At 56.7% G+C, this 16,931-nt stretch carries 14 protein-coding genes and 1 tRNA gene; 5 read left to right on the top strand and 10 right to left on the bottom strand.

Translation table 11 applies throughout. The features are described from left to right. Positions 1 to 2: 2 nt before the first annotated feature. Genes EUU25_RS01240 through EUU25_RS01225 form a run of 4 tightly spaced genes read right to left on the bottom strand, consistent with a single transcriptional unit; the run spans position 3 to position 3,637 of the window. A complete protein-coding gene (locus tag EUU25_RS01240) occupies positions 3 to 776 on the bottom strand; it encodes an enoyl-CoA hydratase (protein ID WP_158897664.1) in 774 nt (257 codons plus the stop codon). After that, positions 773 to 1,822: an enoyl-CoA hydratase/isomerase family protein gene (locus tag EUU25_RS01235; protein ID WP_158897663.1), complete on the bottom strand. Its 1,050-nt coding sequence runs from the start codon at positions 1,820 to 1,822 to the stop codon at positions 773 to 775. Before EUU25_RS01235 ends, EUU25_RS01240 begins: the two co-directional genes overlap by 4 nt. Beyond that, positions 1,819 to 2,964 carry an acyl-CoA dehydrogenase family protein gene (locus tag EUU25_RS01230; protein WP_158897662.1) on the bottom strand — a complete coding sequence of 382 codons (1,146 nt, stop codon included), beginning with the start codon at positions 2,962 to 2,964 and terminating at the stop codon, positions 1,819 to 1,821. Before EUU25_RS01230 ends, EUU25_RS01235 begins: the two co-directional genes overlap by 4 nt. A 28-nt stretch (positions 2,965 to 2,992) precedes the next feature. Beyond that, on the bottom strand, positions 2,993 to 3,637 hold the full coding sequence (locus tag EUU25_RS01225) for a hypothetical protein (protein WP_158897661.1): 645 nt from the start codon (positions 3,635 to 3,637) through the stop codon (positions 2,993 to 2,995). Here EUU25_RS01225 and EUU25_RS01220 point away from each other — a divergent pair. The 3 genes from EUU25_RS01220 (at position 3,630) to ahpF (ending at position 6,124) form a co-directional block, all read left to right on the top strand. Beyond that, positions 3,630 to 3,706, top strand: a tRNA-Arg gene (locus EUU25_RS01220). The genes EUU25_RS01225 and EUU25_RS01220 overlap by 8 nt on opposite strands. A gap of 186 nt (positions 3,707 to 3,892) precedes the next feature. Next, a complete protein-coding gene (gene ahpC / locus EUU25_RS01215) occupies positions 3,893 to 4,456 on the top strand; it encodes an alkyl hydroperoxide reductase subunit C (protein ID WP_158897660.1) in 564 nt (187 codons plus the stop codon). A 117-nt stretch (positions 4,457 to 4,573) separates the two neighbouring features. Continuing rightward, entirely contained in the window at positions 4,574 to 6,124 is a 1,551-nt protein-coding gene (ahpF, locus tag EUU25_RS01210; protein WP_158897659.1) for an alkyl hydroperoxide reductase subunit F, read from the top strand. A 19-nt stretch (positions 6,125 to 6,143) separates the two neighbouring features. Here the strand turns inward: ahpF and EUU25_RS01205 are convergent, their stop codons facing one another. From EUU25_RS01205 to EUU25_RS01185, 5 genes are all read right to left on the bottom strand, one after another. Further along, entirely contained in the window at positions 6,144 to 7,262 is a 1,119-nt protein-coding gene (locus EUU25_RS01205) for an acyl-CoA dehydrogenase family protein (protein ID WP_158897658.1), read from the bottom strand. 117 nt (positions 7,263 to 7,379) lie between these two features. Beyond that, the gene (locus EUU25_RS01200) at positions 7,380 to 9,005 is read right to left on the bottom strand and encodes an alkaline phosphatase D family protein (RefSeq protein ID WP_158897657.1); all 1,626 of its coding nucleotides are present in this window, start codon (positions 9,003 to 9,005) and stop codon (positions 7,380 to 7,382) included. 18 nt (positions 9,006 to 9,023) lie between these two features. Continuing rightward, complete coding sequence (locus EUU25_RS01195; protein ID WP_158897656.1) at positions 9,024 to 10,142, bottom strand: kynureninase/PvdN C-terminal domain-containing protein; 1,119 nt, start codon at positions 10,140 to 10,142, stop codon at positions 9,024 to 9,026. Further along, positions 10,139 to 10,933, bottom strand: coding sequence for a tryptophan 2,3-dioxygenase (locus tag EUU25_RS01190; protein WP_158897655.1), 795 nt, complete (start codon positions 10,931 to 10,933; stop codon positions 10,139 to 10,141). The genes EUU25_RS01195 and EUU25_RS01190 overlap by 4 nt, the downstream gene beginning before the upstream one ends. A gap of 27 nt (positions 10,934 to 10,960) precedes the next feature. After that, positions 10,961 to 11,560 (bottom strand): TetR family transcriptional regulator C-terminal domain-containing protein, encoded by a 600-nt coding sequence (locus EUU25_RS01185; protein WP_158897654.1) that lies wholly within the window; start codon positions 11,558 to 11,560, stop codon positions 10,961 to 10,963. A gap of 36 nt (positions 11,561 to 11,596) precedes the next feature. Between EUU25_RS01185 and EUU25_RS01180 the strand changes: the two genes are divergently transcribed. Both EUU25_RS01180 and EUU25_RS01175 read left to right on the top strand, forming a co-directional pair. Further along, a complete protein-coding gene (locus EUU25_RS01180) occupies positions 11,597 to 12,757 on the top strand; it encodes an aromatic ring-hydroxylating oxygenase subunit alpha (RefSeq protein ID WP_158897653.1) in 1,161 nt (386 codons plus the stop codon). Beyond that, positions 12,754 to 14,358 (top strand): phytoene desaturase family protein, encoded by a 1,605-nt coding sequence (locus EUU25_RS01175; protein WP_158897652.1) that lies wholly within the window; start codon positions 12,754 to 12,756, stop codon positions 14,356 to 14,358. The genes EUU25_RS01180 and EUU25_RS01175 overlap by 4 nt, the downstream gene beginning before the upstream one ends. Positions 14,359 to 14,441: 83 nt before the next feature. Here the strand turns inward: EUU25_RS01175 and EUU25_RS01170 are convergent, their stop codons facing one another. After that, complete coding sequence (locus EUU25_RS01170) at positions 14,442 to 16,874, bottom strand: TonB-dependent receptor (protein WP_187351306.1); 2,433 nt, start codon at positions 16,872 to 16,874, stop codon at positions 14,442 to 14,444. Positions 16,875 to 16,931: the final 57 nt, after the last annotated feature.

Here is a 16,931-nt window from a genome sequence, read left to right as displayed (position 1 = left end):
GCTTATTTGCCTGTCCACATGCCTGGCCGCTTTTCAACAAAGGCGGCCATGCCCTCTTTCTGGTCTTCCGAACCGAACAACCCGTGAAACAGGCGCCGTTCAAAAACAACGCCCTGCTGTAATGTTGTTTCAAAGGCTGCGTTGACCATCTCTTTGGTAGCAAGGGCAGCGAGTGGCGCCATCGCGGCAATCGCTTCGGCCGTCTTCACGGCTTCGTCGACCAGTTCGGCTGCGGCAACGACCTTGGCTACCAGGCCGGACCGCTCGGCTTCGGCCGCATCCATCATCCGGCCGGTCAGGCACATTTCCATCGCCTTGGCCTTGCCGATTGCCCGTGTCAGACGTTGCGATCCGCCCATGCCGGGGGTTACGGCCAGCTTGATTTCGGGTTGGCCAAATTTGGCATTGTCGCCCGCAATGATGAAATCGGCCATCATCGCCAGTTCGCAACCACCCCCCAGCGCAAACCCGTTTACTGCCGCGATCCAAGGTTTGCGGGTCGCGGTCACCTTGTCATATCCGGCGAAGAAGTTGCTGCCATACATGTCCGCAAAGGACTGGGATGCCATTTCCTTGATATCCGCACCCGCCGCAAAAGCCTTTTCACTGCCGGTGAGCACGGCGCAACGCTGGCTGTCATCGGCGTCAAACGCAGCGAAAGCCGTTATAAGATCCGCGAGCAGCTGGCTGTTCAGCGCATTCAGCGCCTGGGGCCGGTTCAGCGTGATGAGTGTGACGGCACCACGTTGTTCAACGAGCAAGGTCTCATAGGTCATAGGGGTTTCCATTCTTCATCAGCGGGCAATGCCGCAAATATGGTGTCCAGCAGCGCGTCGGTGACATCCTCAGGCCGGGCCGGATCCCATTTGGGCGCGTTATCCTTGTCAACGATCACTGCGCGCACGCCCTCGGCAAAATCGGGGCGGGTCAGGACGCGGCTGGCGATGCGATACTCCATCGCCATATTCTCAGCAAAGTCGTCCAGCTTCAGGCTTTCTGCCAATTGGCGCAAAGCTACCTTGCAGGTCTGCGGACTTTTGGACCGCAATGTCGCCGCTTCACGCATGGCCCAGTCGCTTTCATCTGCATCAAGACTGGCGAGTATTTCTTCGAACCTATCCGACGCGAAATGGCGATTTATCTGGAAAAGTGTTTCCACAATTTTGGAAGGCGGCGGGGTCACCGCCAATGTTCCCAATATACCGTCGATCCGCTCGACATCTTCAACCGCAATACGTGCCTTGGCGTCGGCCAATGCTTCACTCGGGATATAGTGCGAGGCCAAACCAAGCGCGAGGCAACCCGGTCCCGCAATCCGTGCGCCGGTTAATGCGAGGAACTGCCCCACCCTTCCCTCAAGCCGCGACAGATACCAGCCACCGCCGACATCGGGAAACAGACCAATACCCGTTTCCGGCATTGCGAAACGGGTATTTTCAGTCGCCACACGGAAACGTGCCGGCTGGCTAATGCCCACACCGCCGCCCATGGTAATGCCGTCCATGAAGGCGACCACAGGCTTGGGATAGGTAAACAGCAAATGGTTGAGTTGATATTCGTCGTGGAAGAACTGTCTTCCCGATTTCCCCTCATCGTTCAGGGCTGAATTGCGGAGAAAGGCGATGTCGCCTCCTGCACAAAACCCACGGCCTTCGGCATGGTCGATGATGATGCACTTCACCTTTTTCGACGTCTGCCATTTGACGAGAACGTCGGTCATGGCATGCACCATATCCAGCGTTAGGGCGTGCAATGCCGAAGGTCGGTTGAGACTGATTATCCCGGCATGACCTTCGATCCGCGTCGCTATATCCTGCGTCATTGGCGCAACAGGTCCCGGCCGATGATCATGCGCATGACCTGATTGGTGCCTTCCAGGATCGAATGGACCCGCAAATCGCGCCAGAAACGCTCAATCGGATAATCGCGGAGATATCCATAGCCGCCGAAAAGCTGCAGCGCCTTGTTGACAATTTCGCTGCCGCTATCCGTCGCCAACCGCTTGGCCATCGCCGAAAAGCGTGACTTGTCGGGGGCGTTAGCGCTAACCTTCGCTGCCGCCATGTAAAGCAGCGCGCGTGCCGCTTCGAGGTCGGTCGCCATGTCGGCCAGCATGAACTGCGTATTCTGGAAATCGGCAACAGGTTGCCCGAACTGCTGGCGTTCCTTGGTATATGAGATCGCTTCGTCAAGGCAACGCTGGGCACCCCCAAGCGAGCAGGCGCCGATATTCAGTCGCCCGCCGTCCAGCCCCATCATGGCAAAACGGAAGCCATCCCCTTCTGCCCCGACACGGTTTGCAACAGGGACGCGGCAGTCTTCAAAAATGACCTGCGCAGTGGGCGAGGAATTCCAACCCAGTTTTTTCTCCGGCGCACCAAAGCTCAGCCCCGGCGTATCCTTTTCCACGACAAGGCAGCTGATCCCCTTTGCGCCATTATCGCCGGTACGGACCATTACAACATAGACATCATTATAGCCCGCGCCGCTGATGAACTGTTTCGTACCGTTCAGCACATAATGGTCGCCATCAAGCCGCGCGGTCGTTTTCAGCGCAGCCGCATCCGATCCACTGCCCGGTTCGGTCAGGCAATAGGATGCAATCTTGTCCATACCGATCAGGTCTGGCAAGAAACGAGCCTTAAGCTCGGCACTGCCGAAGCAGTCGATCATCCATGCGGCCATATTATGGATCGAAATAAACGCGCTTGTCGAAGGACAGCCATAGGCCATCGCCTCCATTATGAGCGCGGCTTCGAGCCGGCCAAGTCCTGTACCACCCGATTCTTCGGAGACATAAATAGCCCCAAAGCCAAGCTGACCCGCGGCCTTCCACACGTCGACCGGATAATGGCTTTTTTCGTCCCATTCCGCCGCAAAGGGCGTAATGGCATCTGCCGTGAATTTGCGCGCCATATCCTGGATGGCAACCTGATCTTCGTTAAGGTCAAATTGGTTCTGCATGGGGGCGCCGTAGCACCCCGAATTTGACTTATCCAGCCATTAGCTTGGGACACCGGACATAATGATAGGTCGCCCCGCTTTCGCCATCCGTACGAGTCAGTTTTTCGCGGTTTTCACTCATCTCAAAACCAATGCTTTTGGTCCATTTTTCGCCTTCACCGACAAAATCAAACTCTGCCTGGATCTTTTTGGAGGTCATCCGTTTACCGGCTGTCATCGTTCCCGCCGATTCGTGGAATTTCAGCAACCTCCCTTGAAGAGAAATGACATTCTCGCTGTGCTCCGGATCGATTGAGCAGTCGGAGGCTGTTTTTGCCCACCGCCCCTGATACCCACTGGGAAATTGGTTGATGGCAATTTCAAGCGGCACCTCTGCTACGGGCGCTGCTGGGGATGGTGAAGCGGTGCCCGTTACCGGGTCGGTTTTGGCTTCAGCTTGCTGTTTCGAGGCGACCGGCAGACAAGAGCCCACCATGACACCCAGTAAACTTGCCCCTACACATATCAATCTGGCCGTCATTTCGCTTACCTCATTTCGTCTCGCAAAAACGGTCAGAAAGGCGATGGGTTCCCTCTTCGAATGAATATCGCAATAGGCGGCCGCCACACGTCTTAAAAAAAGCACTTGGCGAAAACGGCCGGACCCTGCTACTCGGCCGCCATCCGCACCCATAGCTCAGCTGGATAGAGCGCTGCCCTCCGAAGGCAGAGGCCAGAGGTTCGAATCCTCTTGGGTGCGCCATTTTCCCAACATTTCTGCCCGCGAGCTTGAATTGACTTCGAACGTACATATTTATAAAATATGTCTTCGAAATCGGTTTTAATCGATCAAATCGATTACTCTTTGCAAAAACAGTTGCTGGACGATTGCCGCGCAATCGGCTTTGGGGCTGCCATTGAAATTACTTCACACTCGAAAGGATAGAATATGGGTATCATAGGTTCGACCATTAAGCCGTTTACTGCGCAGTCTTATAAGGCAGGCAAGTTCGTTGAAGTTTCCGACACGGACGTAAAGGGCAAGTGGGCAGTATTCTTTTTCTATCCCGCCGACTTTACCTTCGTATGCCCCACCGAACTTGAAGATTTGGCCGACCAATATGCCGACCTGCAAGCCATGGGCGTTGAAGTCTATGCCGTGTCTACCGACACGCATTTCAGCCACAAGGCATGGCACGACAGCTCGCCCGCCATTGGCAAGATCAACTATCACATGCTGGGCGACCAGAATCATGTGATCAGCAACAATTTCGGCGTCCTGCGTGAAGGCCAGGGCCTAGCCGACCGTGCGACCTTTGTTGTCGATCCGGACGGCGTTATCCAGGTTACCGAAATCACCTGCGAAGGCGTTGGCCGTAATGCCGTGGAACTGGTCCGCAAGATCAAGGCAGCCATCTATGTGCGCGAACATCCCGGTCAGGTTTGCCCCGCCAAGTGGGAAGAAGGCAGCGAAACCCTTGCACCTTCCATCGACCTGGTTGGCAAGATCTAACCAGTAAGTGACAGATGCCGCGCCGCCTTCGGGTGGCGCGGCGCTGCCCCAAAAATCCATTCTTGTCGTACCGCAATTTTTGCGGAACGATGCCGCTTGTTTTGAAGAGACACAGCCATGCTTGATGCCGCAACAACAGCCCAGTTGAAAACCTATCTTGGAAACCTGCGCACGCCGGTCGAATTGGTGGCGACACTGGACGATAGCCCGAAGGCGGCAGAAATGCGTTCGCTGGTCGAAGACGTGGCAGCGCAATCCGATCTTGTGACCGCCCGCTTCGACGGACAAGCAGACCGAGTGCCGTCTTTTGCCATTCGCCGTGCCGATGGTACCGCCGAAACCCGGTTTGCCGGATTACCTCTCGGCCATGAATTTACGTCACTGGTATTGGCGCTGCTCCATATGGGTGGTCACCCGCCCAAGGAAGACGCCGAACTGCTGGATTCTGTCCGGGCGCTGGAAGGCGAATTTCACTTCGAAACCTTCTATTCGCTGACCTGCCAGAATTGCCCGGATGTCGTGCAGGCCATCAACATCATGGCGGCGCTCAATCCCAATGTGCGCCCCGTCGCCATCGATGGTGCCCTGTTCCGCGAAGAGGTCGAAACACGCAAGGTGATGGCTGTTCCCGCGGTCTATCTGAATGGCGAACCATTCGGCCAAGGGCGGATGGACCTTGCCCAGATCATGGCAAAACTGGACAGCGGCACGGTCGCGCGTGCTGCCGAGAAGATTGCTGCGAAAGAGCCCTTTGAAGTTCTGGTAATAGGTGGCGGCCCGGCCGGCGCCGCAGCGGCAATATATGCCGCACGCAAGGGGATCCGGACCGGTGTGGTTGCCGAACGTTTCGGTGGTCAGGTGCTGGATACTATGGGCATCGAAAACTTCATTTCAGTTTCACACACCGAAGGCCCGAAACTCGCGGCGCAACTGGAACAGCATGTTCGCGACTATGAGGTCGATATCATGAACCTGCAGACCGCCAGCGCCTTGATACCGGGCGAAGCAGGCGGATTGCACGAAGTAAAGCTTGCAAGCGGTGCCAGCCTGAAAGCCAAGACAATCATTTTGTCCACTGGCGCGCGCTGGCGGGAAATGGGTGCGCCCGGCGAAGATCTGTATCGCAATAAAGGCGTTGCCTATTGCCCGCACTGCGATGGTCCACTGTACAAGGGCAAACGCACTGCTGTCATTGGCGGTGGCAACTCGGGTGTGGAAGCCGCCATCGATCTCGCCGGTATCGTCGCGCATGTCACCTTGATTGAATATGATTCCCAGTTACGCGCCGACGCTGTGCTGCAGGCCAAGCTGCGTAGTATGCCCAATGTCACCATCATTACTTCCGCCCTCACCACCGAAGTGCTTGGCGATGGAGAGAAAGTGACGGGTCTGCAGTATAAGGACCGGACGACTGAAGAGCTTCATCAGGTCGATCTGGAAGGTATTTTTGTGCAGATCGGTTTGGTCCCCAACACCGAATGGTTGCAAGGCCCCCTCGCCTTGTCCGGTCGTGGAGAAATCGAAATAGACTCGCACGGCGCGACAAATCTGCCCGGTGTTTTTGCCGCAGGGGATGTGACCACGGTGCCTTACAAGCAGATTATCGTCGCCATGGGCGAAGGTACGAAAGCGGCACTATCCGCATTCGATTATCTCATCCGGTCGTAAAGGCGGGAATTATCCCCCCTTATCCGAGCAATAGATGACTCAGTTTGGCGCGCTGCCATGCGGCGTCGCCAAATTGCGATGCCTGAAAAATGGCGGCACGGCGATGCAAGCCCGCGTCGCAATCATGCGTGAACCCGAAACCGCCGTGGAACTGGATCGCACGATCGGCGGCAAAACTGTAGACACCATCCGCCGCCGCCTTTGCCATGCGGACTGCGATTTCGCCCAGGCCCTGATCGCTGAAGCTGCTAGCAGCGCTATAAAGATGCGAGCGTGCCTTTTCATAATCGACATAGGCATCGACCGTCGGATGCTTCAGCGCCTGATATTCGCCAATGATTTTACCGAACTGCTTGCGCGTTTGCAGATAGCTGATCGTATAATCGATCACGCTTTGCGACCCACCGCACATTTCTGCGCTCTGCAACAAAGTTGCCGCCTGTTCGATATGCGCTAGTGTTTGCGCGCAATTGCCTACCTCCAGCAGAGCCGATGTCTCGACTTCGAGACCGTCGAGCGATAGCGCGAAGCTGCGCTTGGTCTCGTCGATGATTGCTTCGCGGCGTAAGCGCCCTTCGACCTGCGCACGCGTCAGAAGCAAGAGCGCGGGCTTGCCGTCCAGCATGACGGAAACAATGATGCAGTCGGCAGAGTCAGCCCAGAGTGCAAAGAGCTTCTCGCCCGACAGATGCAGTTTTCCACCATCAGATCGCGCAGTGGCGGTGATGTTGCCGAGATCCCAATCACCATGGGCTTCATAAAGAGCCAACGTGCCGATGGAGCCCTCTGCGATTTTGGGGAGCCATTCTGCCTTCTGCGTTTCCGTTCCGCCTGCAATCAACGTCTGTGCGGCAAGGGTAGAGGCCACGAACGGCGATGCCATCAGATGGCGGCCCATTTGCTCCACGACCGGAACAACTTCTGCCAAGGCAAGGCCAACCCCGCCATGCGCTTCCGGAATGGCGATCGCGGACCAACCCAGTGCGGCCATTTCCGCCCAGATGTCGGCATCATAGCCAAGGTCGCTGTCCATCAGCTTGCGCACCTTGTCGATGGGGGATTTGTCGCGGCAAAATGTTGTCGCCACGTCCAGCAACTCGATTTGCTCTTCGCTATATCCAAGCCCGGCCATCTGCATCTTACTCTCCCGTCTTTTGTTTGATTCTCTTTGACGCGATGCCGTGCAAGAAATCAAGCTCGTTTAATCGTGCGATTAAACGAGCCTGTTTTGGATGGGGTGCCGTGAAGCTTGCGCTTAAGCTAATTCAAGTACCTTACGGCCGGGCCGCACTTTCATGCGGTGGCTTGCTTTGGTCGCCAAGGACACATCCTTGACGGTTTGCATGAACACCCACTCGTTCGTTGCGGCCTGCGGGGTCAGCGACAAATGCATATAGCCGCGGTTCGAGGTATCTACCCAGCGCAGTTCCTGCTTGCTTGCCTCTTGCAAGTTTCGGGCGATGACCGCCGGATCGACGCCCACCGTTGCGCTTTCAAAGCCGGGCGAACTGACGCTATGGCCGCCAAATTCAACGCCCGCCGGTTTGCCGCCTTCGGGAAGGTCGAAGGCCCAGCCATTGTGGCTGTCGCCGGTGACCACGACCAAGTTCGCATCAGCCCGCTGTGCTGCCGCGAGCACGCGGGACCGGGCGACGGGATAACCACCCCAATTGTCGAGATTATAGGGAAGGCCGGCCTTTGCCGCTGCGATACCCTGGCGTACGAAATTCTTGGTGCGTTCCGGTGCGTCCTTAGGGAACCAGTTCATCGCCTCTTCCGGCGTGAAATTATACCCCATATTTGTGCCCGTTCCGAGGACAGCCCAAGTGCCCTTGTTTCGCGCTATGGCACTGAACAGCCAGCTTTCCTGCTCGGTCCCGAACATCGTCATCGCCGGGTCGCGCCATGCGCCATCATGGAATTCCGCAAACGCCTTGGCGGGATCCGCCGCGCGTGCCAGATCGCCATGCGAAAACGGCTTGGACCGCGCAACCATGCGGGTATCGGTGCGGAAATAGGTTGCAAGATCGCCAATGGGATATTCTTTCCATGGCTGTTCACCCACCGGCAACCATTCGCGCCAAACTTGCATCGCGGCATTCCGGCGGACACTGTATTCACCTTCATCCGCGGTATGATTTTGGGCTCCGCCTTCCCAAGCATCATTGGCGCCTTCATGATCGTCGGTATTTGGAATCACCGGGAAGTTAGCATGCAAGGCCTGCAACTGCGGGTCCGAACGATAGCTCGCATAGCGCAGGCGGTAATCTGCCAGCGTCAGGATTTCGTCCGCTGGGAATATCCGGGCCGCAAATTTCGCGCCTCCGTCATATCCGCCACGTCCATATTCATAGATATAGTCGCCCATGTGCAGAACCATGTCGATATCGTCGCGCGCTGCGGCATGGCCATAGGCGTTGAATTCGCCAAAGCCGAGGTTGGAGCAGGAGAAGATCGCGATATTGAATTTGCTCGCCTTGCCGACCGGCAGCGTCTTGGTGCGGCCAACCGGCGACATGCTGCCATCGGGCGCAATGAAGCGGAACCAATGCCACTTGCCGGGCGCGAGATTGTCGACGGTAATCTTCACCGTATGGTCACGCCATGGGCCAGTCACCATCTGACCACCGCCCGCTATTTTCGCAAAATCACGGCTTTCGGAAATTTCGACCCGCACCTTGGATGGCCCGCCCGTCGGATTGACATAGCGCGTCCACAGCAGAACCGAATCCGGCCCGGGTTCACCGCTCGCCACATTATGCGTGAAGCCGGTCAATCCCAGCAAAGCCTGCGCCATCGCCGCGCCACCTGGAAGCATCAGACCGCCGATACCAAATCCGGCAGTTGCGAGAAGCGCACGACGGTTTATAAAAAATGACATCCCTATTTCCTTTTTTTATCAGCCTATTGTTTTTAATATTTCAGTCAATTGGTCAACATCATCCGGGTCTTGATAGAGACCAAATCCAAACCGCAAGACATCGCCGCGGACATCCGTCACGACCTGACGACGTGCCAATTCCGCATGCAATTGCACCGCCCGTGCACCCTTGAACGCCAGAAAACGCGCATGGGGCTGGTCCGTCATGGGATTGAGTAGATGCATATCCGGCATGTGCACCGCGCTAAGAAATTGCTGTTGCAGCCGTGTGACATGGGCGGAAATAACTTCGGTCTTCAGACCCTCTATCTCCAGCATCGAACGGATGGCGCAGAAACGGTACAGGCCCGACGGATCGAAAGTGCTCCCTAAAAAGCGCCGCCCGTCGGGGGCGTATCCGACGCTACCTGCCGGTAAGGCCAGATCGTCAAATTCGGCATACCAGCCGGTTATCTCCGGCCGCGGCGCAAACCCTGTCGGGGCGTGCAAAAAACAGACCCCCTCGCCCGCCATGGCATATTTATACCCGCCCGACAGATAGAATATCCTGTCGGCAACATGGACCAAATTGGTAGGGATAGCCATGAAGCCGTGATAGCCGTCTACAACAACCCACGGCCCCTCAGGCTTTGCCAGCGCAGCCAACGGCCCGAAGTCCACAACATTGCCGGAATTGAAAAGCACATGGCTTGCGAAAATCAGATCATATTCGTTTCGGGCCGCTTCGGCCGCCAAAGCATCCGGCGGCACCTGCCTCCAGACGATTTTCCCGCTCTCAACCCAGCGCGCCATCTGCCGCCGGAAACTGTGGAATTCGCCATCCGTAGATAAAATGCGCAGCGTTGGGCGGTCCATGGCGGAAATAATGCGCACCAGGAAATCATGCGTGTTCGGGGAAAAACTGATCGTCGATGGATCGGGCAAGGCCAGCTCCGAAGCAACATGACCCTGCGCCTCTGACCAGAGGCTGCCCATGATGATGCCCCATTTATGATCCGCCATATGGGCGGCGTCCGCCCATGCCGCCATCTGCCCATCATGGCTCGCATCTGGCCACAGATGATGGCTATGTGCGGCAAAGTGCAATCGATCGGGCGCAGCGGTCAGCGATCGGCTGAAGAGATGCTTGAAACTCACAACTGGGTCCGCAGCGACCACAATTCGGGAAAGGCGCGCTTGCTCAAAGTGCTGCTCAAATAGCTAACACCGGCGGTTCCCCCCGTACCGCGCTTTCCACCGATGATACGCTCCACCGTTATCACATGCTTGTGCCGCCAGGTCGCCATGGCATCGTCCAGATCAACCAGCTTCTCCGCCAACTGATAGAGCTCCCAATAGCGTTCGGTATCGCGATAAACCTGCAGAAATCCGGCCTCGACTTCGGGCGAAAACACATGGGGCTGCGCCCAATCACGCGATAATTGTCCCAAGGGAACATCAATACCGGCACGCGCCAGAGCGATGATGGTATCATCCCAAATGCTTGGCTCTGTCAGCGCCGTCATCATCGCCGCGCGCGCTTCGGGACGATCCTCCTGAAACTTCAAATGCGCGCTGTCTTTCAGGCCCAGCATGAATTCGACGGTACGAAACTGGTCAGATTGAAAACCGGAGCTTGGCCCCAGAACATGCCGGAAACGCGTGTAGTCGGACGGCGTCATAGTCGACAAAACATCCCAACTCAGTGTCATAACTGCTTGAATACGGCTCACTCTTGCTAATGCCTTGTAAGCTGGAATAAGCGCATCGCTGCGAATTTGCGACTGCGCGAGTTGCAATTCGCGGATCATCTGCTTCAACCAGAGCTCCTTGGTCTGGTGGATGATAATGAACAGCATCTCATCGTCCAGTTCCGACTGGGGATGCTGGCAGGATAGCAATTCGTCGAGCGCGAGATAGCGCGCATAGGTCATGGGGGCATCGCTCATGCCGCAACATTAACGTTGCATTTGAAACTATGCCAGCAAACTATCCAACCACTTTTCCGCAAGCGCCTCTGCCTCATCGACACTGAAGGGCGCATTGCCCAGACTGAGTTCTAGCCAAAGTCCATCGACCAAAGCCGTCAAGGCCACTGCCATCAGGCGCGGATCATCGGGCGCGCCGGGACAGGCTGCGATCAACTGCTCCATATCGCGCCTATTGTCCGCATATATCTCGCCATGGATTTGCCCGATCACGGGATCTGTTCGCGAAAGGCTCCAAAAGGCAATCCATGTGGCGAGCAACTCGGGATCAGCAATGGGCTCGCGAAAACTCGCGGTTACAAATGCGAGAAGCCGGCTGCGCGGATTATCGGCGGGCACCGCTGCGACCGCTTCATGCAACGCCTTGGCAACCCTCGCTCCTGTTGCCCGGTAGGTTGCCGCGACCAGCGCATCAATGCCGTCGAAATAATGCCGCAGCAAGCCCGGTGACACGCCAGCCTCAACACAGATGGCGCGTACCGATGTGCCCTGCGCACCGAATGTCGCAAGACAATGGGCACAGGCCGCAATCAAGGCTTCCTTGCGGATATCGGCGCTCTCGCGGGTAAAGACTTGTCGCGCGCTCATGCTGTTGTTATACACTCGTATAACAAGGGAATCAACATGTCCGTTCAAACCGCTCAGGATCATACACACGCACTAGAGGGCTGGAGCCTTCCGGCATGGACGTACAACGATCCCGAATTTGCGAAACTTGAAGTTGAGCGCATCTTTCGCCCCGCATGGCAGGTTGTTTGCCATATCAGCGACATTCCCAATGCAGGCGATTGGCACAGCCTCGACTATGTTGGCGAAAGCATTATCGTTGTGCGGGGCGCAGACCAAATATTGCGCGCCTTTACCAATGTATGCCGTCACCGCGGTTCGCGGCTCGTCGATGGATCGAGTGGTTGTGCAAAAAAGCTTGTATGCCCCTATCATGCGTGGACCTATGACCTTGATGGCCGGCTGACCGGTGTTCCGGACAGCGCATCCTATCCCACACTCGACAAAGACAAGTCCGGGCTGGTTTCGGTGGATATGGAACTTTGGCGCGGTTTCATTTTTGTTCGATTGGAAAGTGGCGGACCATCGGTGGCCGAGATGATGGCCCCCTATGAAGATCAGGTCGCGCCTTATAAATTTGAAGAATTGAAGGCGCTGGGCCGCGTCACCCTGCGGCCACGTTCCGTGAACTGGAAAAATGTCGGCGACAATTATTCCGATGGTCTCCACATCCCGGTCGCGCATCCCGGACTGACCCGGCTTTTCGGCAAAAGCTATGGCGTCGAAGCCGAGCCCCATGTTGATCGCATGTGGGGGGATCTGGTGGACCGGACGTCATCCAACTGGTCGGAGCGTGCCTATCAAAGCCTTTTGCCGCCCGTCCCCTATCTGCCCGAAGCCAATCAGAAGCGCTGGCTCTATTTCAAGCTTTGGCCATCTGTCGCCTTCGACATTTATCCTGACCAGGTCGATTTCATGCAATGGCTTCCGACCGGCCCCGATAGCTGCCTAATCCGCGAGATCAGCTATGTTCTGGACGACGATCGCCGCGAAATGCGCGCGGCGCGGTACCTCAACTGGCGTATCAACCGGCAGGTAAACGCCGAAGACACCGAACTGATTACGCGTGTCCAACAGGGTATGGAAAGCCGCAGCTTTTCTATGGGCCCTTTGTCGGACAAGGAAGTCTGCCTGAAAAGCTTCTGCCGCCGCGTCCGTCATCTTATTCCTGAAGCCTGTCTCGAACATCGCCCCGCGTCGGGCTGGAGCCAAAAATGACCAAAAAATATGATGCCCTGATTATCGGTGCCGGCCACAACGGCCTTGTGTGCGCTTTCTACCTTGCGCGTGCCGGACTGAAAGTCCGGATTGTCGAACGCCGCGACGTCGTTGGCGGTGCTGCCGTGACCGAGGAATTTCATCCGGGTTTCCGCAATTCCGTGGCAAGCTACACCGTCAGCCTGCTTCAGCCCAAGGTTATTTCCGATATGCGGTTGGCCGATCATGGCTATCGCGTCATCGAACGACCCATCAGCAATTTTCTGCCACAGGAAGATGGTGGATATTTGAAGCTGGGTGGCGGGCTTGAACGCACGCAGGCGGAGTTTGCCCGTTTTTCCAAACATGATGCGCAGGTTCTGCCCGATTATTATGAAATGCTGGAAAATGTCGCCGATGTCCTGCGCGACCTGGCCCTGAAATCCCCGCCCAATGTCGGCGATGGCCTGAAGACATTTATCGACGCCGCCCGCCAGGGACGTGGCCTGATGAAGTTATCGCTCAGCCAGCAGCGTGATGTGCTCGACCTGTTTACGAAATCGGCGCGTAGCTTCCTCGACAGCTGGTTTGAAAGCGAAGCTGTAAAGGCCGCGTTCGGCTTCGATGCCGTGGTGGGCAACTATGCCAGCCCCGATACACCCGGCAGCGCTTACGTCCTGCTGCATCACGTCTTTGGCGAGGTGAACGGAAACAAGGGTGCCTGGGGCCACAGCGTCGGCGGGATGGGCAACATCACGCAGATCATGGCCAAGGTATGCCGCGAACTCGGCGTGGACATCAGTCTGGAAGCACCTGTTGCACGCGTTCTGGTCGACGGCGAAAAAGTTGCGGGCGTGCGGCTCGAAAGCGGCGAAGAAGTCATGGCCGACCGCGTCATTTCCAATGTCGGACCCAAGATTTTGTACGAACGCATGTTTGGTGATGGCGATCTGAAGCCCGAATTCAAGCGCCGTATCAAAGGTTTCAAGGCAGGCAGCGGCACTTTCCGCATGAACGTCGCCTTGTCGGAATTGCCGAAATTCACCTGCTTGCCCGAACCCGGCGAACATCACCAATCCGGCATCATCATTGCCCCGACACTGGACTATATGGACCGCGCATTCCTCGACGCAAAGCGCGATGGCTGGTCGCAAAAGCCGATCGTGGAAATGCTGATACCGTCAACAATCGACGACAGCCTTGCTCCGGCAGGCCAGCATGTCGCGTCGCTATTCTGCCAGCAATTTGCCCCCGAACTGCCCGATGGGCGGGATTGGGATGCCGAAGAAGGCAAGGCAGCCGATCTGATTATCGATACCGTGGAAGAATATGCCCCCGGTTTCCGCGCATCGGTTCTGGGTCGGCAGATATTGTCGCCAAAGGGACTCGAACGCAAATTCGGCCTCGCTGGCGGCGACATCATGCACGGTAATATGAGCCTCGACCAATTGTGGAGCGCGCGGCCTGTCCTTGGGCATGGCGCGTATCGCGGGCCATTGAAGGGCCTGTATATGTGCGGCGCTGGCGCACATCCGGGCGGCGGTGTGACCGGCGCACCGGGACACAATTGCGCCGCCGAAATACTGGCGGACCGCAGCTTTCTGGGTCGTTTGTTCGGCTAACCGCACATGAAAAAGCCGGGTCCGAACAGACCCGGCTTTCCCCCCTGTCACCCACGGTGATGAACCGTGGTCGTGACTAACTCTTAAAAATCACGCGAGAATTTGATCCCGATGATGCGTGGTTTGATGATGGTGTCGTAGAAGGCGCCGCCGGTGGGCGTTGCAGGCGTCACACCTGTACCGCAGACGGTTTCAAGACATTGCACGCCGGTGTTCACGATGCCACGCTCGTCAAACAAATTGGTCGCGAACGCTTCGATATCCCACTGGTCTTTCTTGATACCAAAAGAGAAGTCGACGGTGGTGTAAGCGCCCAAATTGCCCTTCAGCGTGTTCTGCGCAGGGCGCAAATCGCTGCGGCGGCTGCCGATGTGGTTCACGGCGAACTGCACATGGCCATCCCAATCGGAAATCGGGAATTCGTAGCGGGCAATCGCATTGCCTTTCAGCTTTGCGGTAACCGGCAAACGCGATCCGGCGGGAGCCAATACAGCGTTCACTTCGCCTGCTGGACCAGGCAGTGTGCAATCGAAGGTCGGGTTGGCAATGCGGCAGAAATCGCGACGGATTTCGGCATCATTGTAGCTAAAGCCCGCATTGATCGAGAAACCACCGGCGCGGTAGCCCACGTCCATTTCGACACCGCGAATGCGGGCGATACCGGCATTGCGGATTTCGGTCAGGCCGTTGGCACCGAGGAAGGAAAGCTGGATGTTATTCCAGTCTTCCTGATAGACTGCACCGTTCCAGCGGAACGCACCGAAGGTGGTTTTCCAGCCCAGCTCATAGTTGTCCAGCTTGTCCGAACCATAAGGCGGCAAGGTACCGCGACGGTTGATACCGCCCGGACGGAAACCGCGCGACCAGGTCGCATAAACGAGCGCATCGTCGCTTAACTTGTAGGTCGCGTTCAGCTTATGAATGAAACCGTTGTCAGACGTGGACTTGTCGACGTTGGTGCAAGGGCTGCCCGCAACAATAATGGGGACAGGCGTGCCAGCCGGGTTGGCGCGGCGCGTGGTGCCATCGGTGTTCAGACACGCAGCTTCACCGGTCCGGCTGGAATAGCCGTCGGAGAAACCGAAAAAGCCCTGCAACGAGTTGTCGAACTTGTAATAACGCAGACCACCGGTCAGCGAGAGCTTGTCGGTGATGTCGTACGTCATTTCACCAAAAGCGGCATAGTCGCGGTCGATGCGCAGCTGCTTGGTCAGCCAGATATTGCTGTCCGTGCCGGTGACGGTGATGGCATCAGCGATGTTATCGATGATGTAATTCTGTTCGATATTGTGCGATTGGCGCTGGTAGAACAAACCACCGATAAACCGCAGCGGAGCGTCGGCAGGACTTGCGATGCGCAATTCGCCGAACGTCTTTTTATAGCGGTCGATCCCCTGAATATACTGGTTCGGGTTTACGAGGTTACCGGCATTATCGTAGAAATAATTGCCGTATCCAGCCAAGGCGTCATAAAAATAGGCATAGTCCGAATAGTCGCTTGCGGTCTCGGTCTTGCGACGCAGATGTCCGCCGGTGACAGTGAGGTCCCAGTTGCCGATCTTGCCTTCGATGGTCAAAGCGGCCTGGATCCACTTATCGCGGCTGCCTTCGGGGTTGTACTGAACCACTTGAAGCTCGTCATTTGTTTGGCCCGAGCGTTCCTGCGAGTAGCTGCCTTCGGTGTTTTGAACCTGGCCCATTACGGTGGGCTTGATCGTCCAGTTATCGTCAAGGTCGATGCCGAGGGCCAAACGTGCGCCATAGGTTTCGGCGTCGTTATAGTTTTTCTCGACCAGTGCACCGTTATTCTGGGTAATCCCGGACGATGCATAAGTACGGGCGCCGAAGATATTGTCGATATAACCGCCATCATCGCGGTACCAACCGACCAAGCGCGCAGCCGCGCCTTCGCTGATGGGAACGTTCAGGAAGCCTTCGTAAATCGCACCAAAGTCGCCATGGGCCACATTGTTGATTTCCACGCCGGCGCTGCCGTAGAAGCCGGATGGATCGGGTGCATTGGTCACCAGCTTCAGCGTACCAGCCATCGAGCTGGCGCCGTATAGCGTTCCCTGCGGTCCGGCCAAGGCTTCGACGCGGGCCAAGTCATAGGCGTGCAGATCGAGTGCGCCCTGAATGGTCGTGATCGGCATTTCGTCCAGATAGGTGCCGACGGTCGGCAGCGATGCCGAGTGGTTCGCGTTTTCACCCGAAGCGACGCCGCGGAAATAAACTTGTGCAAAGCCGGGGCCACCCTGCTGGATCGTCACAGACGGCAGGAACTTCACAACGTCCTGAAGTTCACTGACCTGCAGCTGGTCGAGCTTTTCGTTGCCGATGGCATTGATCGCGATCGGCACGTCCTGCAAATTCTGTTCGCGCTTTGCCGCTGTAACAACGATGACATCGCTGTCTTCGTCGGCAGCATCCTGCGCGAGAGCAGGCATTGCGATGCTGAGCCCTGTCGATGCGAGCAGCATGGACAAAGTCGTGCGGACTTTCGATTTACTTTGCATTTGGCGCATGAAGCGACCCTCCCTTATTACACTCTTGTGAATAGACACCTATTCCTT

It is taken from the genome of Sphingorhabdus lacus (genome assembly GCF_009768975.1).
In the GTDB taxonomy this organism is placed as follows: domain Bacteria; phylum Pseudomonadota; class Alphaproteobacteria; order Sphingomonadales; family Sphingomonadaceae; genus Sphingorhabdus_B; species Sphingorhabdus_B lacus.
The sequence above is the reverse complement of the archived record's forward strand: the minus strand, read 5'-3'. Positions and strand labels throughout refer to the sequence as shown.